Origin of the sequence: Thiothrix lacustris DSM 21227 (assembly GCF_000621325.1) — a bacterium.
GTDB lineage: Bacteria > Pseudomonadota > Gammaproteobacteria > Thiotrichales > Thiotrichaceae > Thiothrix > Thiothrix lacustris.
Genome location: NZ_JHYQ01000002.1, coordinates 78,802 through 98,377 on the forward strand (window position 1 = coordinate 78,802; position 19,576 = coordinate 98,377).

The window sequence follows — 19,576 nt, forward strand, 5'->3', positions numbered from 1 at the left end:
GTTAATCAATGAGTTTGCTTAGGATGGTAACACCATTGCTCAGGGTTTTGTGTACCGGGCAACGGTCAGCAATATCCAGCAGGCGTTCGCGCTGATCGTCGGTGAGTTCGCCAACGATTTTGATGTCGCGTTCAAACATGCTTTGCTTTTTGGCATCGCGGCTGTGGCGTAGGGTGACGATCACGTTTTCAACCGGCCATTTCTTGCGCTCGGCATACATGCGGAGAGTCATGGCCGTGCAAGCGCCTAAGGCGGCCTTCAGGTATTGGTAGGGCGCTGCCCCCAAGTCGTCACCACCCAGTGGAACCGGCTCATCGGCAACCATTTGGTGCTTGCCTGCCTTGATGTCACAGGTATACGTGCCTTCGGTATCGCGTAAATTGACGATGACGGTATGGGGGTCTTTCGGTTGTGGGTCCATGTGCTTCCTTGAGGTTCAGCGGGTATGGGCAGAATGTTAACGGAAAGGGGGGGAGCCACGCAAATACTGTACAGTTCACGGATAATCTCGATGCCATCCTTACCGGACAGCATCAGATTCAGCGCATCTTTAAATACCGGTTATGCCTGTGTCGGCCAACTGCCAAACGGCTGCTTTTCCAGTTGCATATTGCCTTCAGCATCCTTATGGATATTGATCCATGCTTGCCAGTTTTGATTGTCCAGTTCGGGATAATCCAGCCGGTAGTGGCTACAGCGGCTTTCTGTGCGCATCAGTGAGGCTTTCAACTTCATCTCGGCGCTGATAATCATGTTGGCGGTTTCATGCGCCAAGCGCAGTTCATGCATATCCGCCGCTCTCAGCATGGGCATGTGGTGATCCCTCAGCTCTTCAATATAAGCCAAGGCTGCTTTCAACATGCTCTCTTTTTTGATGTACAACACAAAGTTGGGAATCATCACGCCTTGCAGGGTTTGGGTTACCCAAGCCGGGCCATAGCCTGCTTTTCTTTTTAACGGCGCTAGTATTTCCGCTTTTATGGTGCTTAGCGTTGCTGCTGATAGCGTGGGCATTGGCGTGTTCTGGCAGTATCGGGCGGCGGCTTGTGCAGCAATCGCGCCTTGCACCGCTGAACCAGTCAATGATGAGCCTATCTGCGTGTAGATTGCACCCGCCATATAGGAACCCAATGCATCCCCAGCCGCGTATAGCCCCGGAATCGTGGATTCGCATTGGTCATTAATCGGCACCAGACCTTCGGATTTATGGATCGCCATGCCAGCAGAAGAACCGCCTACAGGTGTTTGGCTCATGCCGGGTGGCAGACCACCTTCACCACCGGGTGGTGGCCCGTGTCTTGGCGGCTCTTCTCCGCGTGGCGGTGGCCCGCCTGCCAAGCCAGCTTCACCACCGGGAGGCGGCGATGAATGATCAAATCCTTCCGGTTTGTAGGGGCCACCTTTTACTTTATTCTTGCGCATCAGTTCTGGGGGAGGGCCACCCTCCAGAGGATTGCCGTTGATGTAGGCGATATAGTTTAAATCTACCCCCAGATCATGGCGTATTTCTACCCCGGTCACATCGGGTTTGCGTTCAAACATGCCATGCCAGCCATCGAAACAGGCAGCCGCATTGTCGGCTTGCCCCGGATGCCCATCATTCCACTCCTTGCCGGTGACTTTTGCGCCAATGTGGTAGGCCATAACAGTGCCATCATGCGTCAGGTCGCAAATGGGGAAACCGTTGGGTTTAAAGCCTCCCGCACCGGTGCACAAAATGACGCTTTTGGCGTGGAACGTAATGACTTGTTCAGCATCCAGACTAAAACCGGCGGCTCCTGCTATTTTGCCGTTTTCTTTGATCAGGTGCGTGATCATGACGCGCTCGATTAAGGGAATATTGCGTTCGGTGATGGGTTTGCTAAACGGCTTGTTATAAAGCACTGAGTCAAAAAATCCCCATTCCTTCAGCTCATTCACTCTGGCCTGTGAATGTTCTGCCATTTGCCGGGTGTAGACCGGGTTATTGGTTCCCAATGCTGAGCGGGAAACGGCGGCGGTAAACTCATCCAGCGACATCTTTGCGGTCTTTTCATCATAAGCAAACATGCCTTTTGCAAAAGGTGTTTGGCCGGATGCGCCGAGGCGTCCTTTGGAAATCATCATGACCTTGGCTCCGGCATCATGTGCCTTGACCGCCGCAAACAGACCCGCCATGCCGCCACCGATCACCAGTACATCCGTTTCATAGGCTTTATCGGCTCGTTTCTGGAGGTCGACTGCTGTTGTGTTATCCGCCCAGCCGGGTGGGATGCCCATGGATACCAGTGCTGCCATGCCTGCGACACCGCCGGTTAAGCCTAAAAACTGACGGCGTGACAAACCGTGATTATCTTCTGGGTTGCTCATGACGTTACACCTGTGCGTTTTTCCGTGGTTAATACATATTGTTTGACTAAAAGCACTGCCCCGCTGACCGCGAAGACCATGATGAAGCTTGCCATCAGGGTATCGACATGGCGTCCAAGCTCAATGGCGTGCCAACTGGCTATCGAAATGAATAGGACAGACAAAGCGCCATGAAACAGCCGCCATGCTTTGTATTTAATACCCAGCTTTTGCACCAGTTTGTAGCGAAAGATGGCAGTCATGCCCAACAGGAGCATCAGACCCCAAGCAATCAAGCCGAGCACAACACCCAAACTTTGAAAGGTTGTCAAAAGGGTGATCAAGGCATCCAGCGGTTTGACGCCTGCTTCAAAGAACCTTGGCATAACCAGTAAAACAGGGTGAAACAGAAAAACCGTTACAACAAAATAGCCAATATATTTATGAATATTAGATAGTTGGCTTAACTTGTAATATGCTTGGATGCCTTTAAAGTTACGCGTGAGAAAAAGCTGTTGCAGCATGAAAGAGAAGGCCAAGACGGTCAGGAGCGAGAGCGAATCTTTTAACAGGCTACGAGCGGGGGCGTTTCCCAGCGCAAACAGGAGTGCTGGCAAGGCGATGAAAATGAGTAGTGCGTTAATGATAACGATTTTTTTAGGATGAATCTGCATGGTTAGCCCCACGATACAATAACCGGTATGGTTTTTTCCGGTGCGATAATGATGGCATCCACCGGGCAATACAGGCGGCACAAATGACAAATCTGGCAATCTGCCACGTATTTGATGACCGCCTTTTTTGTCTTCGGGTCCAGACGTATGACATCTGTGGGACAGGATTTGATGCATTCTTCACAGCCGATGCAGCCGTTAATACTGTGTATGCTCATGGATACCCCCTAATGGGTGAGTTTTGACTGGATTACCTGTCAGGGTAAACCCAGAAAGTGGAGTAAATGTGTAGAAACAAGCTGGGAACAGTGAAGTCAGTTCATCATCCATATTTCCCCCACATTTGCACCGTAATCTTTAGCTATCACCAACAAACGCTAATAGTGGGAAATATGAACATACAATATCGCAAGACACTTCTGAGCCTAGCGCTGATAGCTGGGCTACAGGGGTGCGGCGGCTCCTCATCGACAGTAACGACAACAACCAGCACCACAGGTGCTAATACAGCACCCGTAGCCAGTGCCGGGGTAGATCAAAATGTGACGCCTGGTATTACCGTCAGCCTGAATGCCAGTGGTAGCTCTGATGCAGATGGGAACAGCCTTACCTATTACTGGTCGGCGGTGACAGTGCCTGCCAATAGTGCTGCGGTACTCAATTCGATGACTACAGTAAACCCGACATTCACGGCTGATGTTGCAGGAAGCTACACGTTTCAGGTCGCCGTCAGTGATGGCACAGAAACCACCACGGATCAGGTAGTCATCACAGCCACTACAACTAGCACGGCAGCCGGTCAAGCTTCAACCGCTGGGATTGCGTGTGATTATAGTTATAGTGGATTCAACGCCTCCAGCTCGGTGAATGCTACCAGTACCTCAGCCTGGACCTGTACGGGAACAACACGTGAGCTGGCGGCGAATGGTATTCCTGATCACGCGGTTGGGACTTTCCCTAACCCTGGTAATCCGAATACGATTTCAGAACAGACCGTCACAGCCAGCTATACGCTAACACCCACCAAGACAGATGTCGCGACAACCCGTGGCGGCCCAGCAGGCCCTCAGGGACATGTACTCAATGGTATTAAAATAGACGCTGGTACAGGTGGTTCCTGTACGGATTACGGTACTTCTTGTAGTGGTGGCGATAACGGCGGCGCATGGAATCTGGAAGCATTAGGACACTCAAGTTTTGATTTTGGCGCTGATGAAAATAATGCACACGTTCAACCCGATGGCACTTATCACTACCATGGGATGCCAGAAGGTTTTATTACCTTGAAAGGTGGCAATAGCTCCAAAATGACTCAAGTCGGCTGGGCTGTGGATGGCTTCCCTATCTATGCACGCTATGGTTACAGCGACCCGACTAATGCAAGTTCAGCCATAAAGAAGGTGTCGGGGAGCTATCAACACGTTACTTCCGTGAGCGCCACCAGACCTTCCGTAGACATTTATGAAATGGGTACGTTTAAACAGGACTGGCAATATGTCGCAGGTTCCGGGGATCTGGATGAGTGTAACGGGCGTTTTGGTGTAACCCCTGAATTTCCTAACGGCATCTACCATTACTATGCAACGGACAGCTACCCTTACTTCCAGCGTTGTGTGAAAGGTGCAGTGGCAAGCGCGGGTGCTCCTCCGGCGGGCGGTGCTCCAACGGGCGCGCCTCCAGCAGATGCTCCTGCTCAATAACACTCATTCATAAACAGGTATTAAGATGTCTAAGCAAAGCCAGTACAAACGCCTGATGTTTCAGGCCAAGCTTCTGCTCTCTAGCTTAGTGTTGAGTGCGGCCATTGTGCCGCACACATCAGCACACATGATGGTCGCTCAGCACGGCACCTTAAATTTCAAGGAGGATGGTGTCTTTATGATGCTGTCACTGCCCGTGTCAGCCTTTGACGCTATTGATGATGATGGTGACGGTAAAATGTCTGCCGGTGAATTCATCAAACACCGCGCAGCTCTTGTGACGGCTATCAACGAAAAGGTGAGGCTAACTGACAAGGAAGGCTCACGGCCATTGCAAGGTTTGATGCTATCACCTGTCGCTTCACACGAGGAACCGCAAGCCCCTAACGAACAACTGGTGGTGATGGGGCGCTTTGCTTTGGCTAGTACCGACTCCGCCACTAGCGATGAGCTAACCCTTCATGTTGGGTTATTTGGGAAAACGGCGGATGAACAGTCACTTGAGATGACAGCCACGCGAAAACTTGGCGCAGACTCAGCACCCGAAAAATATAAATTTGTCTTAACGCCTGAGCAGCCTGAAACATCCTTATTTACCAAGAAGCCGTGATGGAGATGCTCGCTGGCAAGACAGCAGAATTTGCCGCCGCTTTCGCTGACAAAACGGCAGCACAAGCCGCGACAGCTTTCAGCCTGATTGCTGGCAGCGATGCCTCCTTGTCATTGGCAGAAATGTCTGCATTGGGTGGTACAGACACCGGTGGCTTGGTGTGGGGCTTTGCCAGCAAAGACAAGGATGCAGACAAGCAACTGTCCGTGGCTGAATACACCGAAGCGCCAGCTCAAGGTGCGCAAATGCCAGTAAAGACCGATACATCCAAAAGCAGCAGCACAAGCAGTACGACCACAACAGCTGCTAAAACCCTGCTTCCACCACGTCGTTAATTCCGACGGAATGGCGTAATCCGCCGCTCCCCACCTCAAAACTGAGGCTTTTGTAAAAGCCTCCAGTTCAACCAAACTTGGTTAACTGGGGGTCTAACTAATTTCTGTTAAAGCTTTTTTCAAGTTCCTACTCTTTATTCGTCATCCATATTTCCTTCACATTTTGCAGATATGTTTAGTCATCATTAACAATATGTAATAGAGGCAAACATGAAGATAAAATATGGCTCCACTTTTCTGGGGATGATTCTGGTCGCTGGGTTAAGTGGATGCGGCGGTAGTTCTTCTTCAACAATAACCACAGAAACCAGTGCAGACACTACCAGTACTGATACCACGACAGCGAGTACAGTCGTTAGTACCGCTGATGCTACTGAGGGGCCTAACCCCAATCTTTTTGTTAGCGGGGCGTTGGTTGAGGATGCAACCACGGAAGATTGTGTGCTGAGTGGTGGAACGAAAACGACATGCTACCGGATTAGCGTTAAAGGTGTTCCCGCCAATCATGCTGTTGGCCCTTTCTGCCCACCCACGATTACTTCAACCGCGACAGAGGGGGGTATTTGGCTTGATGGGAGTGGTGAAACTTACGATGTTGACGGTAATTTCATTGTCAATCTGCCGACGCTTTATAGCGATGCTAGCTGGCAATTGTATGACCCAGCAACGGGTAAAGTGAAAATTACCGATACACAGGTAGCCTGTGAGGCAGCTGCGCAACCCAATGTTGCTGCGGAATATCAAAATTATTGTGTGGAATGTTCACTGGATTACGTTAACGGCGGTATTTCGGAAACGGTCTTGATCCCCAAAACACCTGTTCCATTAGCGACACCTGCGACACTCAACGGTAATGTTGGTATCTCATTGACTGGCGTTACGTTCGCCTTGGCCGCTCCAGTTGACGCTATTCTGAGCGCTTATACCATTGCTGCATTCGACGATTGTGGTGGGCATGTTAATCCAAATGTTGGCTACCATTACCACGCTGCTACCGGTTGTACTGAGTCAGCTATTCAAGAAGATGGTCATGCCACTCTGTTGGGATATGCAATGGATGGTTACGGCATTTACGCCAATAAAAATCCTACGGGTAATGATGATACTGATCTGGATCAGTGCCGTGGTCATACCGATGCCATTCGTGGCTTCCATTACCATGCTGCTCCAGCGGGTGATAATGCGTTCATTGGCTGTTTCCACGGTGAGCAGGGTACGTCTGCAAGCGCCGCCGCAGCGGGAGCACCTCCAGCTGGAGGCGTTCCACCCACAGGGCTGCCGCCACAATAAAGACGTTGGAATGACTGAATAGGAATAGAGCGCCTATTTAGTCATTCCGCTCACTTTACAAAACGATTCATTGTCAATGATGGGGCTAATTTATGTTCAAATTATCATTCACTCAATATCAACCTATAGTGCTTAAAAAATCTTTAGTTATTATGGCATTGAGTTCAATGTCAGTTGTCTCTGGATGCAATGGTGGTAGCAGTACCACGAGTAGTACTGTTGATAGTACAGATACCACCACCACTACTACTACTTCAAGCACTAGCACCATTCTTGACGTAAGCCTGTTTCGGTCGATTGTTTCATCTGGTACGACGACTTGTACATTAAGCAATGGCGCTTCCACTACCTGTCACAAGCTTGTTTTTAACGACAATGTGATACACAACAGCAATGGCGATCTGGTTGATGATGATGCAGGTCCGTTTTGCCCGAGTGGTTACACGATGCTGGATGGTGGCGTGGGTATTTATGATGGAGCCAGCGGCCCCGGCTTCCAGAGTCTGACCCAGACCTTATGGGATAATATGGCGAACGATGGGTATGACCTGATCGATGAAGTGGCCGGAACGGTTTGTATTCAGGATCCAAGATTGGGAACCACTACCGGCGAGAATTGTACGGCAGCTTGTCTGGAGGCATCGGCGAATGATGCGTTGACAGTGACTTACCTGATACCGGTTACACCTCAAAATACTACTTCTCCCACTGCGATCGGTAGTGTGCAACCTGTCGGGCTGTCATTGGATGGTATTCCCTTTGCGGGTACGCCGCCTTCTGTTGTCACAGGGCCTACGGGTATGGCGGCGGCTGTTGGTGGCAATATTCCATCACTGGATTATTGCGGGGGGCATCACGATCCGGCGGGTTATTATCACTGGCACTTAATTCCCGAGGCAGCTGATAAAGTGCATCAGGCACACGGTACTGACAATCTGGCAAACTGTGGTAACAAGATTACCCAGAGCAGCACGGCTTTAACGGGTTATGCGAAAGATGGTTATCCGATTTATTCCTACGCAGATATGCTCAATGGCGTGGCGACTACACCTACTGATCTGGACGGGTGTAACGGACATACAAGTGTAACGGCGGAATTCCCTGATGGCATTTATCATTACCATGCCTCATTGGACGCGCCCAATATGCCAACGTGTGTTAAGGGTGCTTTTGTCGACCAGCGTAGTTCACCCATTATTAAATAGTCCACAAAAAAAACCGGCAAGCGATTAAGCTTGCCGGTTTTCTGTTTAGCTGGTTGCCAGACCGTTATTCTGCACTTTTCTCAGGTCTTGGAGGACGCGCATTGCCGCCTTCAGGAGCACAGATCAACGATGCTTCACCGCGTGGTGGGGTGATGCATGAACCGGTCATCGTTTCACCTTGGCGACCTGTAAAGCTACAAGCAGTGCCTTCAGTCAGTGAAGCGCAAGCTTGAATGGCTTCTTGAGGTGGGCCACCTTGAGGGCCGCCTTGACCACCTTGGCCGCCACGACCTGTTTCTGCATTGGAAGACATCGCGTAAGTAGCAAAGGCTAGAAATAAGGCTGTTGCAAACTTCAGTTTGTTTGGTGTGTTAAACATAAGTAGCTCCTGGATTAGATTATTGTCTTATTGACAGGGTGCATTCTGATCGTGAAATAAGGAGCAAGTGAGGGGCAAATATGGAGAAGTCATGGAGATTTTCATGTCTTGAAAGCTTGGTTTTGTCCATATTTGATAAACATTTCAGCATTAGTATCACATGCTCACTTATCACTTCTTTTCTTTATCTGGTTGTTTGTCATGATTAAATACCTATTATTGTTTAGTTGGCTATGGTTATTGAGTACACCGGCCTTTGCTCATGTTGCCGATGGTGTCACGGATACGGGTATCCTCATTACCAGCAACAGCCAGCTTACGGTTGTTTATACCGCTCCCATCGCCAATTTGAAGACGCTGAATACCGATGAGGCCGGGGTGGAGCAAGCTATCCGCGAAGGCTTAGTGATGAAAAATGGTGAAGCCGTCTGCACGGTTAAAACGGCCGGAACCCTTGTGCTGAATGATATTGCCTCACAGCAATTTAAGATGGAGTATGACTGCGGCGCTGCCATTGAGACACTGACGATTGAGTACAAGCTTTTTATCGACCAGCTTCCCAACCATCAAAATTTCACCCGCTTGGCCATTGCCAACGTCGACCGTTTCCAGGATTTTGTCTTTTCGGCAGAAAAGCGCCAACATCAGGTGCCACTCGGAAGGGTCATGGCAGCATGGCAGAAGCGTGCGTCACAACAGGCATCACAACAGGCGTCTATGTCTACATTAGCGCCGGATGCGCCAGCCGCTAGCGGAATCCGCGCCTTATTCAGCTCCACCCATTATTTCCCGGTGGGGGTGGAGCATATTTTATTTGGATTTGACCACCTGCTTTTCCTGCTGGCTCTGCTGATGTTGCCTATCCGCATTAAACCTTTGTTGGCGCTGGTGACATCTTTCACCGTGGCTCACTCCATCACCTTGGGCTTGTCCGTGCTGGATATTGTCAACCTGCCTGCTGCATGGGTGGAAGTGGCGATTGCCTTCAGCATTGTTTACGTGGCGCTTGAAAACCTTTACGAATTGCAGCGGCAACACCAGCCACAGCCAGTTTCCCCTTGGAAGCGTCGTGTCGTGGTGACTTTTCTATTTGGCTTGATCCACGGTTTCGGCTTTTCCTACATCCTCAAGGAAATCGGGCTGGGTGATCAGGTTGCCAGTGCATTGTTGTTCTTCAATCTGGGGGTTGAGGCTGGGCAATTGCTGGCAATTTTGCTGATTTTTCCTGTATTGCTGTTATTGTTCAAGCAAAAGCAGTCAAGATCTTACATGCAGGTAGGGTCTGTGCTGATTGGTTTGATGGGGGCATTTTGGTTAGTGGAGCGGCTGATGGGGTAAGTCGTATGCATACCGCTTAACCGTCTCCCACTGGTAGCAGCCTCTGAATTGCTTTATGATGATTGGTGCAGTGCACAAAATCATTCGGCATTTAGGGGGTAAAGCGTGTTTCACAGTATCTACATAGCCGGGGCAGAACCCCGCAGCGGCAAGTCAATCATTGTGCTGGGCATGATGGAAATGCTCCGCGCCATGACGCCCAATGTTGGTTTCTTCCGCCCGGTCATTACTGAAAACAACGGGCGCGACCCGCTGATTCACCTGATTTCCAAGCGTTATGGTTTGGACATGGAAGGCAGCGAACTCTACGGCGTGACGCTGGACGTTGCCCGTAAAATGATCGCGGAAGGTCATCACGATGACTTGCTCAAGCTGATTCTCGCCAAATACCGCGCCGTGCAGGAAAAGATGGACATCGTGGTGTGCGCTGGAACCGATTTCACCGGGGCAAATACCGCGCTGGAGCTGGGATTCAATGCCAGACTTGCCAACCATTTTGGTTGCCTGTTTATGCCTGTCGTCAAAGGTCACGGGCGTACTGCGGGTGAAATTGCCGATGCGGTGCGGATGCTGGAAGAACATTTGGACGCGGGGCAGCATTGCGAGTTGCTAGCAGCTTTTGCCAACCGCGTGCCGCCCGATCAGGTCGATGAGCTGTCGACCTTGCTGCAAGGTTCGCGCTTCCCGTTTTACGTACTGCCAGAAAAGAGTTCGCTGGGACGCCCGACCGTGGGTGAAATTGCCCGCGCTCTGCATTTCACCTGTTTGTACGGCACGCCGCAGTCGATGAACCACGAAGTTTCCCGCTACAAAGTGGCGGCGATGCAGGTGCAGGATTTCCTCGACCATCTGGACAACTGTACCCTGATCATTACCCCCGGCGACCGTTCCGACATTATTTTGGGTACTTTGGCGGCGGATGCGTCCAGCAATTACCCGTTGATTTCCGGGTTGGTACTCACAGGTGGGCAACAACCCGCGCCACAGGTCAGCAAGCTGCTGGAAGGCATGAACCCTTTGCGCCTGCCTATCCTGTCTTCACCGCTGGATACCTTCGAGACTGCGCTGAAAGTCAACGAAGTGGAAGGCAGTATTCTGCCTTCCGACGAACGCAAGATCGCGGTGGCGCTGGGCTTGATGGAATCCTGCGTGGATATGCACCAGTTGCGCCAGTTGATCATCCAGAACGTCGGGCAGCGCATGACCCCGCTGATGTTTGAATACGAGCTGATCCAGCGTGCCAAGTCGCAGCGCAAACACATTGTGTTGCCGGAAAGCAGTGACGAGCGCGTGTTACGCGCGGCTGAAATTCTTTCCTTGCGGGATGTGGTGCAAGTCAGTCTGTTGGGTGTTGAGGAAGACGTGCGCGCTAAAGCCTCGCATCTGGGGCTGAAATTGCGCCATGTGGACATTATTGACCCGCGCAAATCGCCGTGGCGGCAGGAATTCGCCGATGCTTATTACGAATTGCGCAAGCACAAGAACGTTTCCCCGGCTTTCGCTTGGGATACGATGGTGGATGTCAGTTATTTCGGCACGATGATGGTACATCTGGGTTATGCCGATGGCATGGTATCCGGCGCGGCACATACCACCCAGCACACCATCCGCCCGGCGTTTGAAATCATCAAGACCAAGCCGGATTGCTCACTGGTGTCCAGCGTGTTCTTCATGTGTCTGGAAGACCGGGTGCTGGTGTACGGCGATTGCGCGGTCAACCCCAACCCGAATGCGGCGGAGTTGGCGGATATTGCCGTCACTTCGTCCGACACGGCGCGGATGTTTGGCATTGAACCACGTACCGCCATGCTTTCGTATTCCTCAGGTGAATCGGGCAAAGGCGATGACGTGGAAAAAGTGCGTACTGCCGTCAAACTTGCCCATGCCCGTTGCCCTGAGCTGAAACTCGATGGCCCAATCCAGTACGACGCAGCGGTGGACGCCAGTATTGGCAACTCCAAAATGCCCGGTAGCGAAGTCGCAGGCAAAGCCACCGTATTCATTTTTCCTGACCTGAATACCGGCAATAACACTTATAAAGCGGTGCAACGTTCCGCCAACGCCGTCGCCATCGGCCCGGTTTTGCAAGGTTTGAACAAGCCGGTCAACGACCTCAGCCGAGGCTGCACGGTGACGGATATTGTAAATACCGTGGTGATTACCGCGATTCAGGCGCAACAGGAGACCGCATCGTGAAAATACTGGTACTGAATGCAGGCAGCTCATCCATCAAATACCAAGTGTTCGGCATGGACGAGCAGCAAGTGTTGGCGGGTGGCTTGATCGACCGGATTGGTGAAGCCGGTGGTGAAATGGCCTCTCACCATGAGGCGCTGGAACAAATTATTCAGCGTTTGCAAGCAGCAGGCATTGCCGGAATTGATGCGATTGGGCATCGCGTCGTACACGGCGGCGAACATTTCAAGCAACCGGCGCTGATTGATGCGGCGGTGGTGGATACCATCCGGGCGATGATTCCGTTGGCTCCATTGCACAACCCGGCCAATCTGGAAGGTATCGAAGTGGCGCAACGCCTGTTTCCGGGCATTCCACAGGTGGCGGTGTTTGACACGGCGTTTCACCAGACCATGCCGCCAGTGGCGTTCCGCTATGCGCTGCCGGTCGAGCTGTACCAGCAACACAAGGTACGGCGTTACGGTTTTCACGGCACGTCACACCAGTACGTGGCGCAACAGGCGGCAGCGTATTTGCAACGTGATTTGGCCGATCTCAACCTGATTACCCTGCATCTGGGGAATGGTTGCAGCGCGGCGGCGATTGCTGGGGGCAAGAGTATAGACACGTCGATGGGCATGACACCGCTGGAAGGGCTGGTGATGGGAACCCGCTGTGGTGACATTGACCCCGCGCTGCATTTCTACCTGCATCGCGAAACCGGGTTATCAGCCGATGATGTGGAAAGCCTGTTCAATAAAAAAAGTGGCCTGAAAGGGCTGTGTGGCGTCGGCGACATGCGCGAAGTGCAGGCACTGGCCGATAGCGGGGATACCGATGCGCAACTGGCGGAAGCCATGTTTGCCTACCGCGTGAAAAAATACGTCGGCGCGTATATCGCCGTGTTGGGGCGCATAGATGCCGTAGTATTCACCGGCGGCATTGGCGAACATTCGGCGCGAATCCGGGCGCAAGTGTGCGCGAATTTGCAGGTATTTGGTGTACACCCTGACCTTGACAGAAATACGGCTCACACCGCAGGCATTCTGGCATTCCAGCAGGAAGCTGCTACCCTCAAGCTTTTGGTGATTCCCACCAATGAGGAGCTTGAAATTGCCCGCAGCACTGCCCGAGAGTTATTACGCCGGTCTTGATTTAGGCACATCTGGTTGCCGCTTGATTGTTATTGATGGCAATCAGGCGGTGCAAGCCGAAGCGCGGGTTATTTACCCTGAAGAACCCTCACCCCCAGCCCCTCTCCCAGAGGTAGAGGGGGGGAAGATTGATCTGTGGTGGGCTGCGGTACAACAGATGTTGGGAGAACTGCCTGCCGCTATCCGCTCAAATCTGCAAGGTATCGCCGTGGATGGCACATCCGGCACGATTTTGCTGACGGATGCGGCTGGCAACCCGACGACACCCGCCCTGATGTACAACGATGCGCGTGCGCTGGAACAGGCGCGGCGCATTGCAGCCATTGCCCCCAGAGAAAGCGGTGCGCACGGTGCGACCAGCAGCCTCGCCAAATTGCTGTGGCTCTTGGAGCATTACCCCGACCAACCCCACGCTCACGCTTTGCATCAGGCCGACTGGATTGCGGGCAAGCTGGCAGGGCAATTTGGTTTCAGCGATGAAAATAATTGCTTGAAGCTGGGGTATGACCCGGTGCGGCGTGCATGGCCGGAATGGGTGAAGGGGCTGGTTCCTGAGCGCTTGTTGCCGAAAGTGTATGTGCCGGGCGAGAAGATTGGGGCGGGGATCTGTCGCGCTGGAACCACTGACAGTATTGCGGCTTTCATCGCCACGGGTGCAAGCGCGTTGGGCGATGCGGTGACGTCGCTGGGCAGTACCATTGCGCTCAAAATTATCAGTGACAAGCCCATATTTGCCCCTGAATTCGGTATTTACAGCCATCGTTTGGGGGATAAGTGGTTGGCGGGGGGCGCATCCAATAGCGGTGGGGCAGTGCTGTTACAGCATTTTTCGCGGGCGGCGTTGGAGCGTTTGACGCCGCTGCTCACACCGGAAACCCCCACTGGGCTGGATTATTACCCGTTGATGAAGCCGGGGGAACGCTTTCCCCATGCTGATCCGCAATTGCAGCCTCGGCTAACGCCACGCCCGGCAGACGATGTGCCATTTCTGCAAGCCATGCTGGAAGGCATGAGCCGGATTGAGCGGGAAGGCTGGCAGCGCCTGCATGAGCTTGGAGCACCTTACCCGCAAACGCTGCGTACTGTCGGTGGCGGTAGCCGCAATCCGGCGTGGATGCAGATGCGGGCAAGGCTGATTGGTGCGCCGTTGCTGGCTTCACGGCATGATGAGGCCGCGTTTGGGGCAGCGTTGTTGGCTCTGGAAGAGAGCGTATGCAATACGCCCCTACTAGTTTAGTTGTACTCTTGTGCCCCACGGTACGGGGGACTTGCCTTTTACCAACCAGATGACCGGGAAGTTCGGCGGTGCTTTGGGGAAATAGCCTTGCGCATCGGTGAAATACACCAAAATATCCGGCTGCTGGTCTTGGGCATTTACCCACTCGAATACCGGGCGGAAATCGGTGGAACCACCGCCGGGCATGGCTTGTGGCAGGGTGGCTTCTTCCCACGGCTCAAAACGGCGCGGGAAACCTTCCACCACTTCGGAATCGCAGGCGAGTAGGGTGACAGCCGCGCGGACTTGCCCTTTGATGGCGTTGATTTCTGACAGGCAGTCTTGCAATTCCTTGTCGTTGACTGAGCCGCTCACGTCCAGCGCGACGACTGCGTTAATCTGGTAGCTTTTCAGGCTGGGGAAAATCGCCGGGTCGCCACGCCGTGAGCTGGGGCGGGCATAGCTGTAATCATCGCGAGCCACGGCGGTCATGTAGTGCGCCAGCAAGGTGCGCCACGGTAAGCGCGGTTGCAGCAGTTCTTCCACCAGGCGTTTCATGACGCCGCTGAGTTTTCCGGCTTGCTGGGCTTGTTGTGCTGCCCCGGCAAGGCGTTGTTGCCATTGCACACTGAGGTCTTCGGCTTCTTGCTGGTTCAGTGGCGGCGGGGGGGCTTCGCCGCCTTCGGATTGTTCATCGCGTTCTTGTTGTCGCCCGCCGCTGTCATTATCGGTTTCGGTGGGAGCGGCAGATTGTCCCGCGCCTGCGTCGCCGGGTTCTGGTTCGGAAGGCTCCGGCTCGGTTGGTTCAGCCTCGTCACCGGGTTCTGGTTCGGATTCCTGTGGTTGGTCATCCTTGTTGTTGGGTGTGGAAGTTTCCTGTTTGTCGCGGTTATTCAGCGGGTTGTCACTGGTATCGCGCCCGCCTTCGGAGGGATTGTCTTCCTTGTCATACAGGTGCTGATCCATCGTTTCGGTCATGTCGTTGTCGTCGAGGAGCGGGTAAATCTCCTCGGCGGTCATGCCGACGTATTCTTTCATCATGATCATGCCCGGCGGTGGTTTCAGGCCGTCAGCAATCAGGATGGGGTTGATGGCGTAATCGCAAGCCAAGTCCCAGCGGTGTTTGACGCGGTGGGCACGGCGGGCAAAATGCGACAGGGCGCAATGAAGGGCTTCGTGGGCGAGCACGAACTGGGCTTCTTCGGTGCGCAATTCTTGAATGTATTCGGGGTTGTAATAAAACTTGCGGGCATCCGTGCCCGTGGTCGGGCACCATGCCGGGTTGGCGATCTGCAAGGGCAGGCGCAACACCAATGCACCCAGAAAGGGTTTGTCGAGGATCAGCTTGGTGCGGGCAGCCACCAGTTTGTCTTCAATGGCTTTGATGTCGAGGTCTGGCATGATGAACAGCTTTTCATGGGAAAAACCTGATGGTAGAGGGCAGCGGGCTATGGTGCAAATTGGCGTACAATCTCGCCGCGCAACTTCAACCGCGCTGTGGCAAAATACCCACTATGCAAACTGACTTGCCCCCATTCGACCCCAAAGATTTCCTGAAGACCGTCCCGCACAAGCCGGGCGTGTACCGTATGCTGAGTAAAGACGGCAAAATTCTCTATGTCGGCAAGGCTAAAGACCTGAAAAATCGGCTATCGAGCTATTTTCGGGGGACACCGACCCATTCGCGCATCTTTGCGATGGTCAAGCAAATCTGCAATGTCGAAATCGCTATCACCAACACTGAGGCCGAAGCCTTGTTGCTGGAAAGCAACTTGATCAAGCAGCATTCACCACGCTACAACATTTTGCTGAAAGACGGCAAAGGCTACCCCTACATCCATGTCACGGCGGGGGAATTTCCGCGTATCGAATTTTACCGAGGGTCACGCAAGCAGCCGGGTCAGTATTTCGGCCCTTACCCCAGCGTCGGGGCGGTGCGCCAGACCATGCATTTGATGAAAAAGCTGTTCAAGGCGCGGCAATGCGAAGACAGTTATTTCGCCAACCGTTCGCGCCCTTGTCTGGAATACCAGATCAAGCGTTGCAGCGGCCCTTGCGTGGGTTTGATTGAGAAACAGGATTATGATCAAAGCATCCGCCATGCCGTGCAATTTTTGCAAGGTCGTACCCAAGAGGCGATTGATGAACTGGTGCAAAAAATGGGCAGTGCTGCCGACACCCTGAATTTCGAGAAGGCGGCGGAATACCGCGATCTGATTGAGAGTTTGCGGCATATTTCCCAGCAGCAATACGTCAGTGGCAGTAACGGCAATGTCGATGTGGTGGCGATTTGCGTCGGTTCTGGATTGGCCTGCGTGCAGGTGTTTACGGTGCGCAATGGCAATAATCTCGGCAACCGGAACTTCTTCCCTAAGCTGCCAGACGAAGAAGTGAGCACCCCGGACATTCTTGGCTCATTTTTGGCGCAATATTATTTGAACCATGATGTGCCGGGGGAGATTCTGGTATCGGAAACACCCGATGAGCCAGAAGTGTTGGCAGACATGCTTACCCTGAAACAGGGGCGTAAGGTGGTGATCCGTCAGCCGCAGCGTGGTGAACGCAGTAAATGGGTGGAACTCGCCCAGCGTAATGCCGAGCAAGCTTTGCAAATGCAGGTACTGTCTCGCGCTGGCGTTCAGCAACGCATGTTTGCCTTGCAGGAAGCATTGTCGTTGGATGGTTTGCCCGCCCGTATGGAGTGTTTCGACATCAGTCACACGATGGGTGAGGCAACGGTTGCTTCTTGTGTAGTATTTGATCTGAATGGCCCGGTAAAAGCCGAATATCGGCGGTATAATATCGACGGTATCCAGCCCGGTGATGATTACGCCGCGATGCATCAAGCCCTGACGCGGCGATTTCGTCGTGCTATTGAGCAAGAGGGGAAGCGCCCTGATATTCTGTTTATCGACGGTGGCAAAGGTCAGGTGACGCAAGCGTTGGATGTGTTGCATGAATTACAAGTGCTTGGTGTCAACGTTATCGGTGTGGCGAAAGGTGAGGGGCGCAAGCCGGGGCTGGAAACATTGATCATCGAACAGGGCACTGGGCGTTTGGCTTTGCCGGAACATTCCGCCGCTTTGCATTTGATCCAGCAAATCCGTGATGAGGCGCACCGTTTCGCGATTACCGGGCATCGCGCCCGCCGCCAGAAAGCGCGTACCCAATCGCCACTGGAACAGATTGAGGGTTTGGGTGCGAAGCGGCGGCAAGTATTACTGCAACAGTTTGGCGGCTTGAAAGCGATTGAACGCGCGAGTGTGGAAGAGTTGGCGAAAGTGCCTAGTGTGAGCCAGGCTTTGGCTCGCAAGATTTATGATTTCTTTAATGGAGATGAGAGTTGATATGATTTTCAACCTGCCAGTGTTGCTGACATGGCTGCGGATTGCGTTTATTCCGCTGTTGGTGTTTCTGTTTTATCTGGATCGCCCTTGGGCTCCACTGGCGGCTGCAACCTTGTTTGGGATTGCGGGGATAACCGATTGGGCGGATGGTTATCTGGCGCGATTATGGCAACAGGAATCGCGTTTCGGCGCATTCCTTGACCCGGTGGCGGATAAGCTGATCGTGGCGGTTGCGCTGATTTTGTTGGTGGAGCGTGAAGCCAATATCTGGATTACCTTGGCGACAGCCATCATTATTGGGCGTGAAATCGTGATTTCGGCATTGCGGGAATGGATGGCGGAATCCGGCAATCGTTCCAAAGTGGCGGTGGCGTTTATTGGTAAGCTGAAAACGACTGCGCAAATTATCGCTCTGATTTTCTTGCTCTATAACCAGACCTTGTTGGGTATTTTTCCGTTGCGGGAATGGGGTATGGTGGCGTTGGCGATTGCGACGGTACTGACCATCTGGTCGATGGTGCAGTACCTCCGCAGTGCTTTTAAAGCCTAGGCGTTAAAGACTGTCTTGGTAAGCCTTGAGTTGTTCCCACTCTTCATAGGCTGCCATCGCAGCTTGTCTCGGCCAGCTTGAAGTGTCGTGCTTGCTGAATTGTTCATCTTCTACAATCAGTAATGCCTGAAGTTTCTGCGGAGAAGTTTCAGCCAGTTGTGTGTAGGTATTAATACCTGCCCGGTGCAGTATCGCGGCAAATGTTGGGCCAATGCCAACCAGCTTTTGTAGGTCGTCTTGTTTGCTCGATAGGTTGCTGGCGAGTTTTTCAGTAAGTTCCTTGGCGCTAGTGGCAAGTGCTGCTAAGGTGGCACCGCCCTTACTTAGGGTGTCAGAAGAGCTTAGGCTGTTACCTTTAGCAGTGATGCCGTTGCCAATTTCTTTAGCTTTGTTTAGCCATTCGTGGGTGGCTGGTGTGGCTTTTTCAGTCAAGTGTTCTACGCTGTCTTTGGCTTTATGCATCCACTCATTGGCCGTCGGGGTGACTTTTTCGGTGAGATGACCCACGCTGTCTTTGGCTTTGTTTAGCCATTCGTGAGTGGTTGGCGTGGCTTTTTCGGTCAGGTGTTCCACGCTGTCTTTGGCTTTGTGCAGCCAGTCGTTGAACAGGTTGCTGCTTGCGCTGGCGCTTGGTTGGAGTTCCATATCTGGCGGGTCGATAATGGGTTTGTGTGGGTCAATATCAATTGGCATGGTGGGTATTTCCATTTCAGTTTCCAGTTCTGTATCCAGTTCGCTATCGTGAGGGTCGACGATGGGTTTGTGTGGATCGATTGCTGCCAGCAATGGGTCAATGGTTGGTAATTCAATGCTGTTTGATGGCGAAATATACGGCGATTCTACGGGTGGATTTTCCATTGATAGGAGTGGTGCTTCTAGCATCTGTTGGGTATCGCCCTCGGGTGGGTCGATAATGGGTTTGTGTGGATCGATGTTAGCCAGTAATAGGTCGAGAGGAGGCAGCGTAGATGCGTCCGGCATTGTTACCTCTGGTGTATCAATGTTTAGGTGATTATTTGGGTTGTTCGGTGCGTCCAGTCTATGTTGGACTTTGACTTTAGGCACATACACTTCGGGTATGATAGGTTGTGGTAAATCCAGATTGAGATGGCGAAATTTATTGGCTGTTGTTACTTTGCGAGTTCGACAGCACCACCCCATTTGGCGTAGTAACCAGCATAGCAGTATGCCCATGAAAAATGTTAGCAGTAACAGGATGATGATTTCTCCTGTTGCCATGCTAATGGTGTAGGGGGCAGTCGCGGTATCCATGAT

At 52.6% G+C, this 19,576-nt stretch carries 18 protein-coding genes; 11 read left to right on the forward strand and 7 right to left on the reverse strand.

What is annotated here, in order from left to right; genetic code table 11:
• Position 1: 1 nt before the first annotated feature.
• From Q394_RS0101840 to Q394_RS0101855, 4 genes are all read right to left on the reverse strand, one after another.
• Entirely contained in the window at positions 2-421 is a 420-nt protein-coding gene (locus tag Q394_RS0101840; protein WP_038140149.1) for an OsmC family protein, read from the reverse strand.
• A gap of 140 nt (positions 422-561) precedes the next feature.
• Positions 562-2,349, reverse strand: coding sequence for an FAD-dependent oxidoreductase (locus tag Q394_RS0101845; RefSeq protein ID WP_028487779.1), 1,788 nt, complete (start codon positions 2,347-2,349; stop codon positions 562-564).
• On the reverse strand, positions 2,346-3,002 hold the full coding sequence (locus Q394_RS0101850) for a ferric reductase-like transmembrane domain-containing protein (protein WP_028487780.1): 657 nt from the start codon (positions 3,000-3,002) through the stop codon (positions 2,346-2,348). Before Q394_RS0101850 ends, Q394_RS0101845 begins: the two co-directional genes overlap by 4 nt.
• Positions 3,003-3,004: 2 nt before the next feature.
• On the reverse strand, positions 3,005-3,220 hold the full coding sequence (locus tag Q394_RS0101855; protein ID WP_028487781.1) for a 4Fe-4S dicluster domain-containing protein: 216 nt from the start codon (positions 3,218-3,220) through the stop codon (positions 3,005-3,007).
• A gap of 174 nt (positions 3,221-3,394) precedes the next feature.
• Between Q394_RS0101855 and Q394_RS18725 the strand changes: the two genes are divergently transcribed.
• The 5 genes from Q394_RS18725 (at position 3,395) to Q394_RS18735 (ending at position 8,142) form a co-directional block, all read left to right on the forward strand.
• Positions 3,395-4,702 (forward strand): YHYH protein, encoded by a 1,308-nt coding sequence (locus tag Q394_RS18725; RefSeq protein WP_211248778.1) that lies wholly within the window; start codon positions 3,395-3,397, stop codon positions 4,700-4,702.
• 25 nt (positions 4,703-4,727) lie between these two features.
• Positions 4,728-5,312, forward strand: coding sequence for a hypothetical protein (locus Q394_RS0101865; protein ID WP_028487782.1), 585 nt, complete (start codon positions 4,728-4,730; stop codon positions 5,310-5,312).
• Positions 5,312-5,647: a hypothetical protein gene (locus Q394_RS0101870; RefSeq protein WP_028487783.1), complete on the forward strand. Its 336-nt coding sequence runs from the start codon at positions 5,312-5,314 to the stop codon at positions 5,645-5,647. The genes Q394_RS0101865 and Q394_RS0101870 overlap by 1 nt, the downstream gene beginning before the upstream one ends.
• A 210-nt stretch (positions 5,648-5,857) precedes the next feature.
• Positions 5,858-6,937 carry a YHYH protein gene (locus Q394_RS18730; protein ID WP_084260312.1) on the forward strand — a complete coding sequence of 360 codons (1,080 nt, stop codon included), beginning with the start codon at positions 5,858-5,860 and terminating at the stop codon, positions 6,935-6,937.
• Between the two features lie 167 nt (positions 6,938-7,104).
• Complete coding sequence (locus tag Q394_RS18735; RefSeq protein WP_169735871.1) at positions 7,105-8,142, forward strand: YHYH protein; 1,038 nt, start codon at positions 7,105-7,107, stop codon at positions 8,140-8,142.
• A gap of 64 nt (positions 8,143-8,206) precedes the next feature.
• Here the strand turns inward: Q394_RS18735 and Q394_RS21185 are convergent, their stop codons facing one another.
• The gene (locus tag Q394_RS21185) at positions 8,207-8,521 is read right to left on the reverse strand and encodes a hypothetical protein (protein ID WP_051542615.1); all 315 of its coding nucleotides are present in this window, start codon (positions 8,519-8,521) and stop codon (positions 8,207-8,209) included.
• 201 nt (positions 8,522-8,722) lie between these two features.
• Here Q394_RS21185 and Q394_RS21190 point away from each other — a divergent pair, with 201 nt between their 5' ends.
• From Q394_RS21190 to Q394_RS0101905, 4 genes are all read left to right on the forward strand, one after another.
• Positions 8,723-9,859 carry a HupE/UreJ family protein gene (locus Q394_RS21190; RefSeq protein WP_051542617.1) on the forward strand — a complete coding sequence of 379 codons (1,137 nt, stop codon included), beginning with the start codon at positions 8,723-8,725 and terminating at the stop codon, positions 9,857-9,859.
• 105 nt (positions 9,860-9,964) lie between these two features.
• On the forward strand, positions 9,965-12,055 hold the full coding sequence (pta, locus tag Q394_RS0101895; RefSeq protein WP_028487784.1) for a phosphate acetyltransferase: 2,091 nt from the start codon (positions 9,965-9,967) through the stop codon (positions 12,053-12,055).
• Positions 12,052-13,188: an acetate/propionate family kinase gene (locus Q394_RS0101900; RefSeq protein WP_028487785.1), complete on the forward strand. Its 1,137-nt coding sequence runs from the start codon at positions 12,052-12,054 to the stop codon at positions 13,186-13,188. Before pta ends, Q394_RS0101900 begins: the two co-directional genes overlap by 4 nt.
• On the forward strand, positions 13,148-14,425 hold the full coding sequence (locus tag Q394_RS0101905; RefSeq protein WP_245606715.1) for an FGGY-family carbohydrate kinase: 1,278 nt from the start codon (positions 13,148-13,150) through the stop codon (positions 14,423-14,425). Before Q394_RS0101900 ends, Q394_RS0101905 begins: the two co-directional genes overlap by 41 nt.
• On the opposite strand, the gene Q394_RS0101910 is transcribed toward Q394_RS0101905, so the two are convergent.
• A complete protein-coding gene (locus Q394_RS0101910; RefSeq protein WP_028487787.1) occupies positions 14,417-15,805 on the reverse strand; it encodes a vWA domain-containing protein in 1,389 nt (462 codons plus the stop codon). The genes Q394_RS0101905 and Q394_RS0101910 overlap by 9 nt on opposite strands.
• A gap of 113 nt (positions 15,806-15,918) precedes the next feature.
• Here Q394_RS0101910 and uvrC point away from each other — a divergent pair, with 113 nt between their 5' ends.
• A complete protein-coding gene (uvrC, locus tag Q394_RS0101915) occupies positions 15,919-17,751 on the forward strand; it encodes an excinuclease ABC subunit UvrC (RefSeq protein WP_028487788.1) in 1,833 nt (610 codons plus the stop codon).
• 1 nt (position 17,752) lies between these two features.
• Positions 17,753-18,301 carry a CDP-diacylglycerol--glycerol-3-phosphate 3-phosphatidyltransferase gene (gene pgsA, locus Q394_RS0101920; RefSeq protein ID WP_028487789.1) on the forward strand — a complete coding sequence of 183 codons (549 nt, stop codon included), beginning with the start codon at positions 17,753-17,755 and terminating at the stop codon, positions 18,299-18,301.
• A 3-nt stretch (positions 18,302-18,304) separates the two neighbouring features.
• Here the strand turns inward: pgsA and Q394_RS21195 are convergent, their stop codons facing one another.
• Positions 18,305-19,573, reverse strand: a complete 1,269-nt coding sequence (locus Q394_RS21195) for a hypothetical protein (RefSeq protein WP_028487790.1) — start codon at positions 19,571-19,573, stop codon at positions 18,305-18,307.
• Between the last annotated feature and the right edge of the window lie 3 nt (positions 19,574-19,576).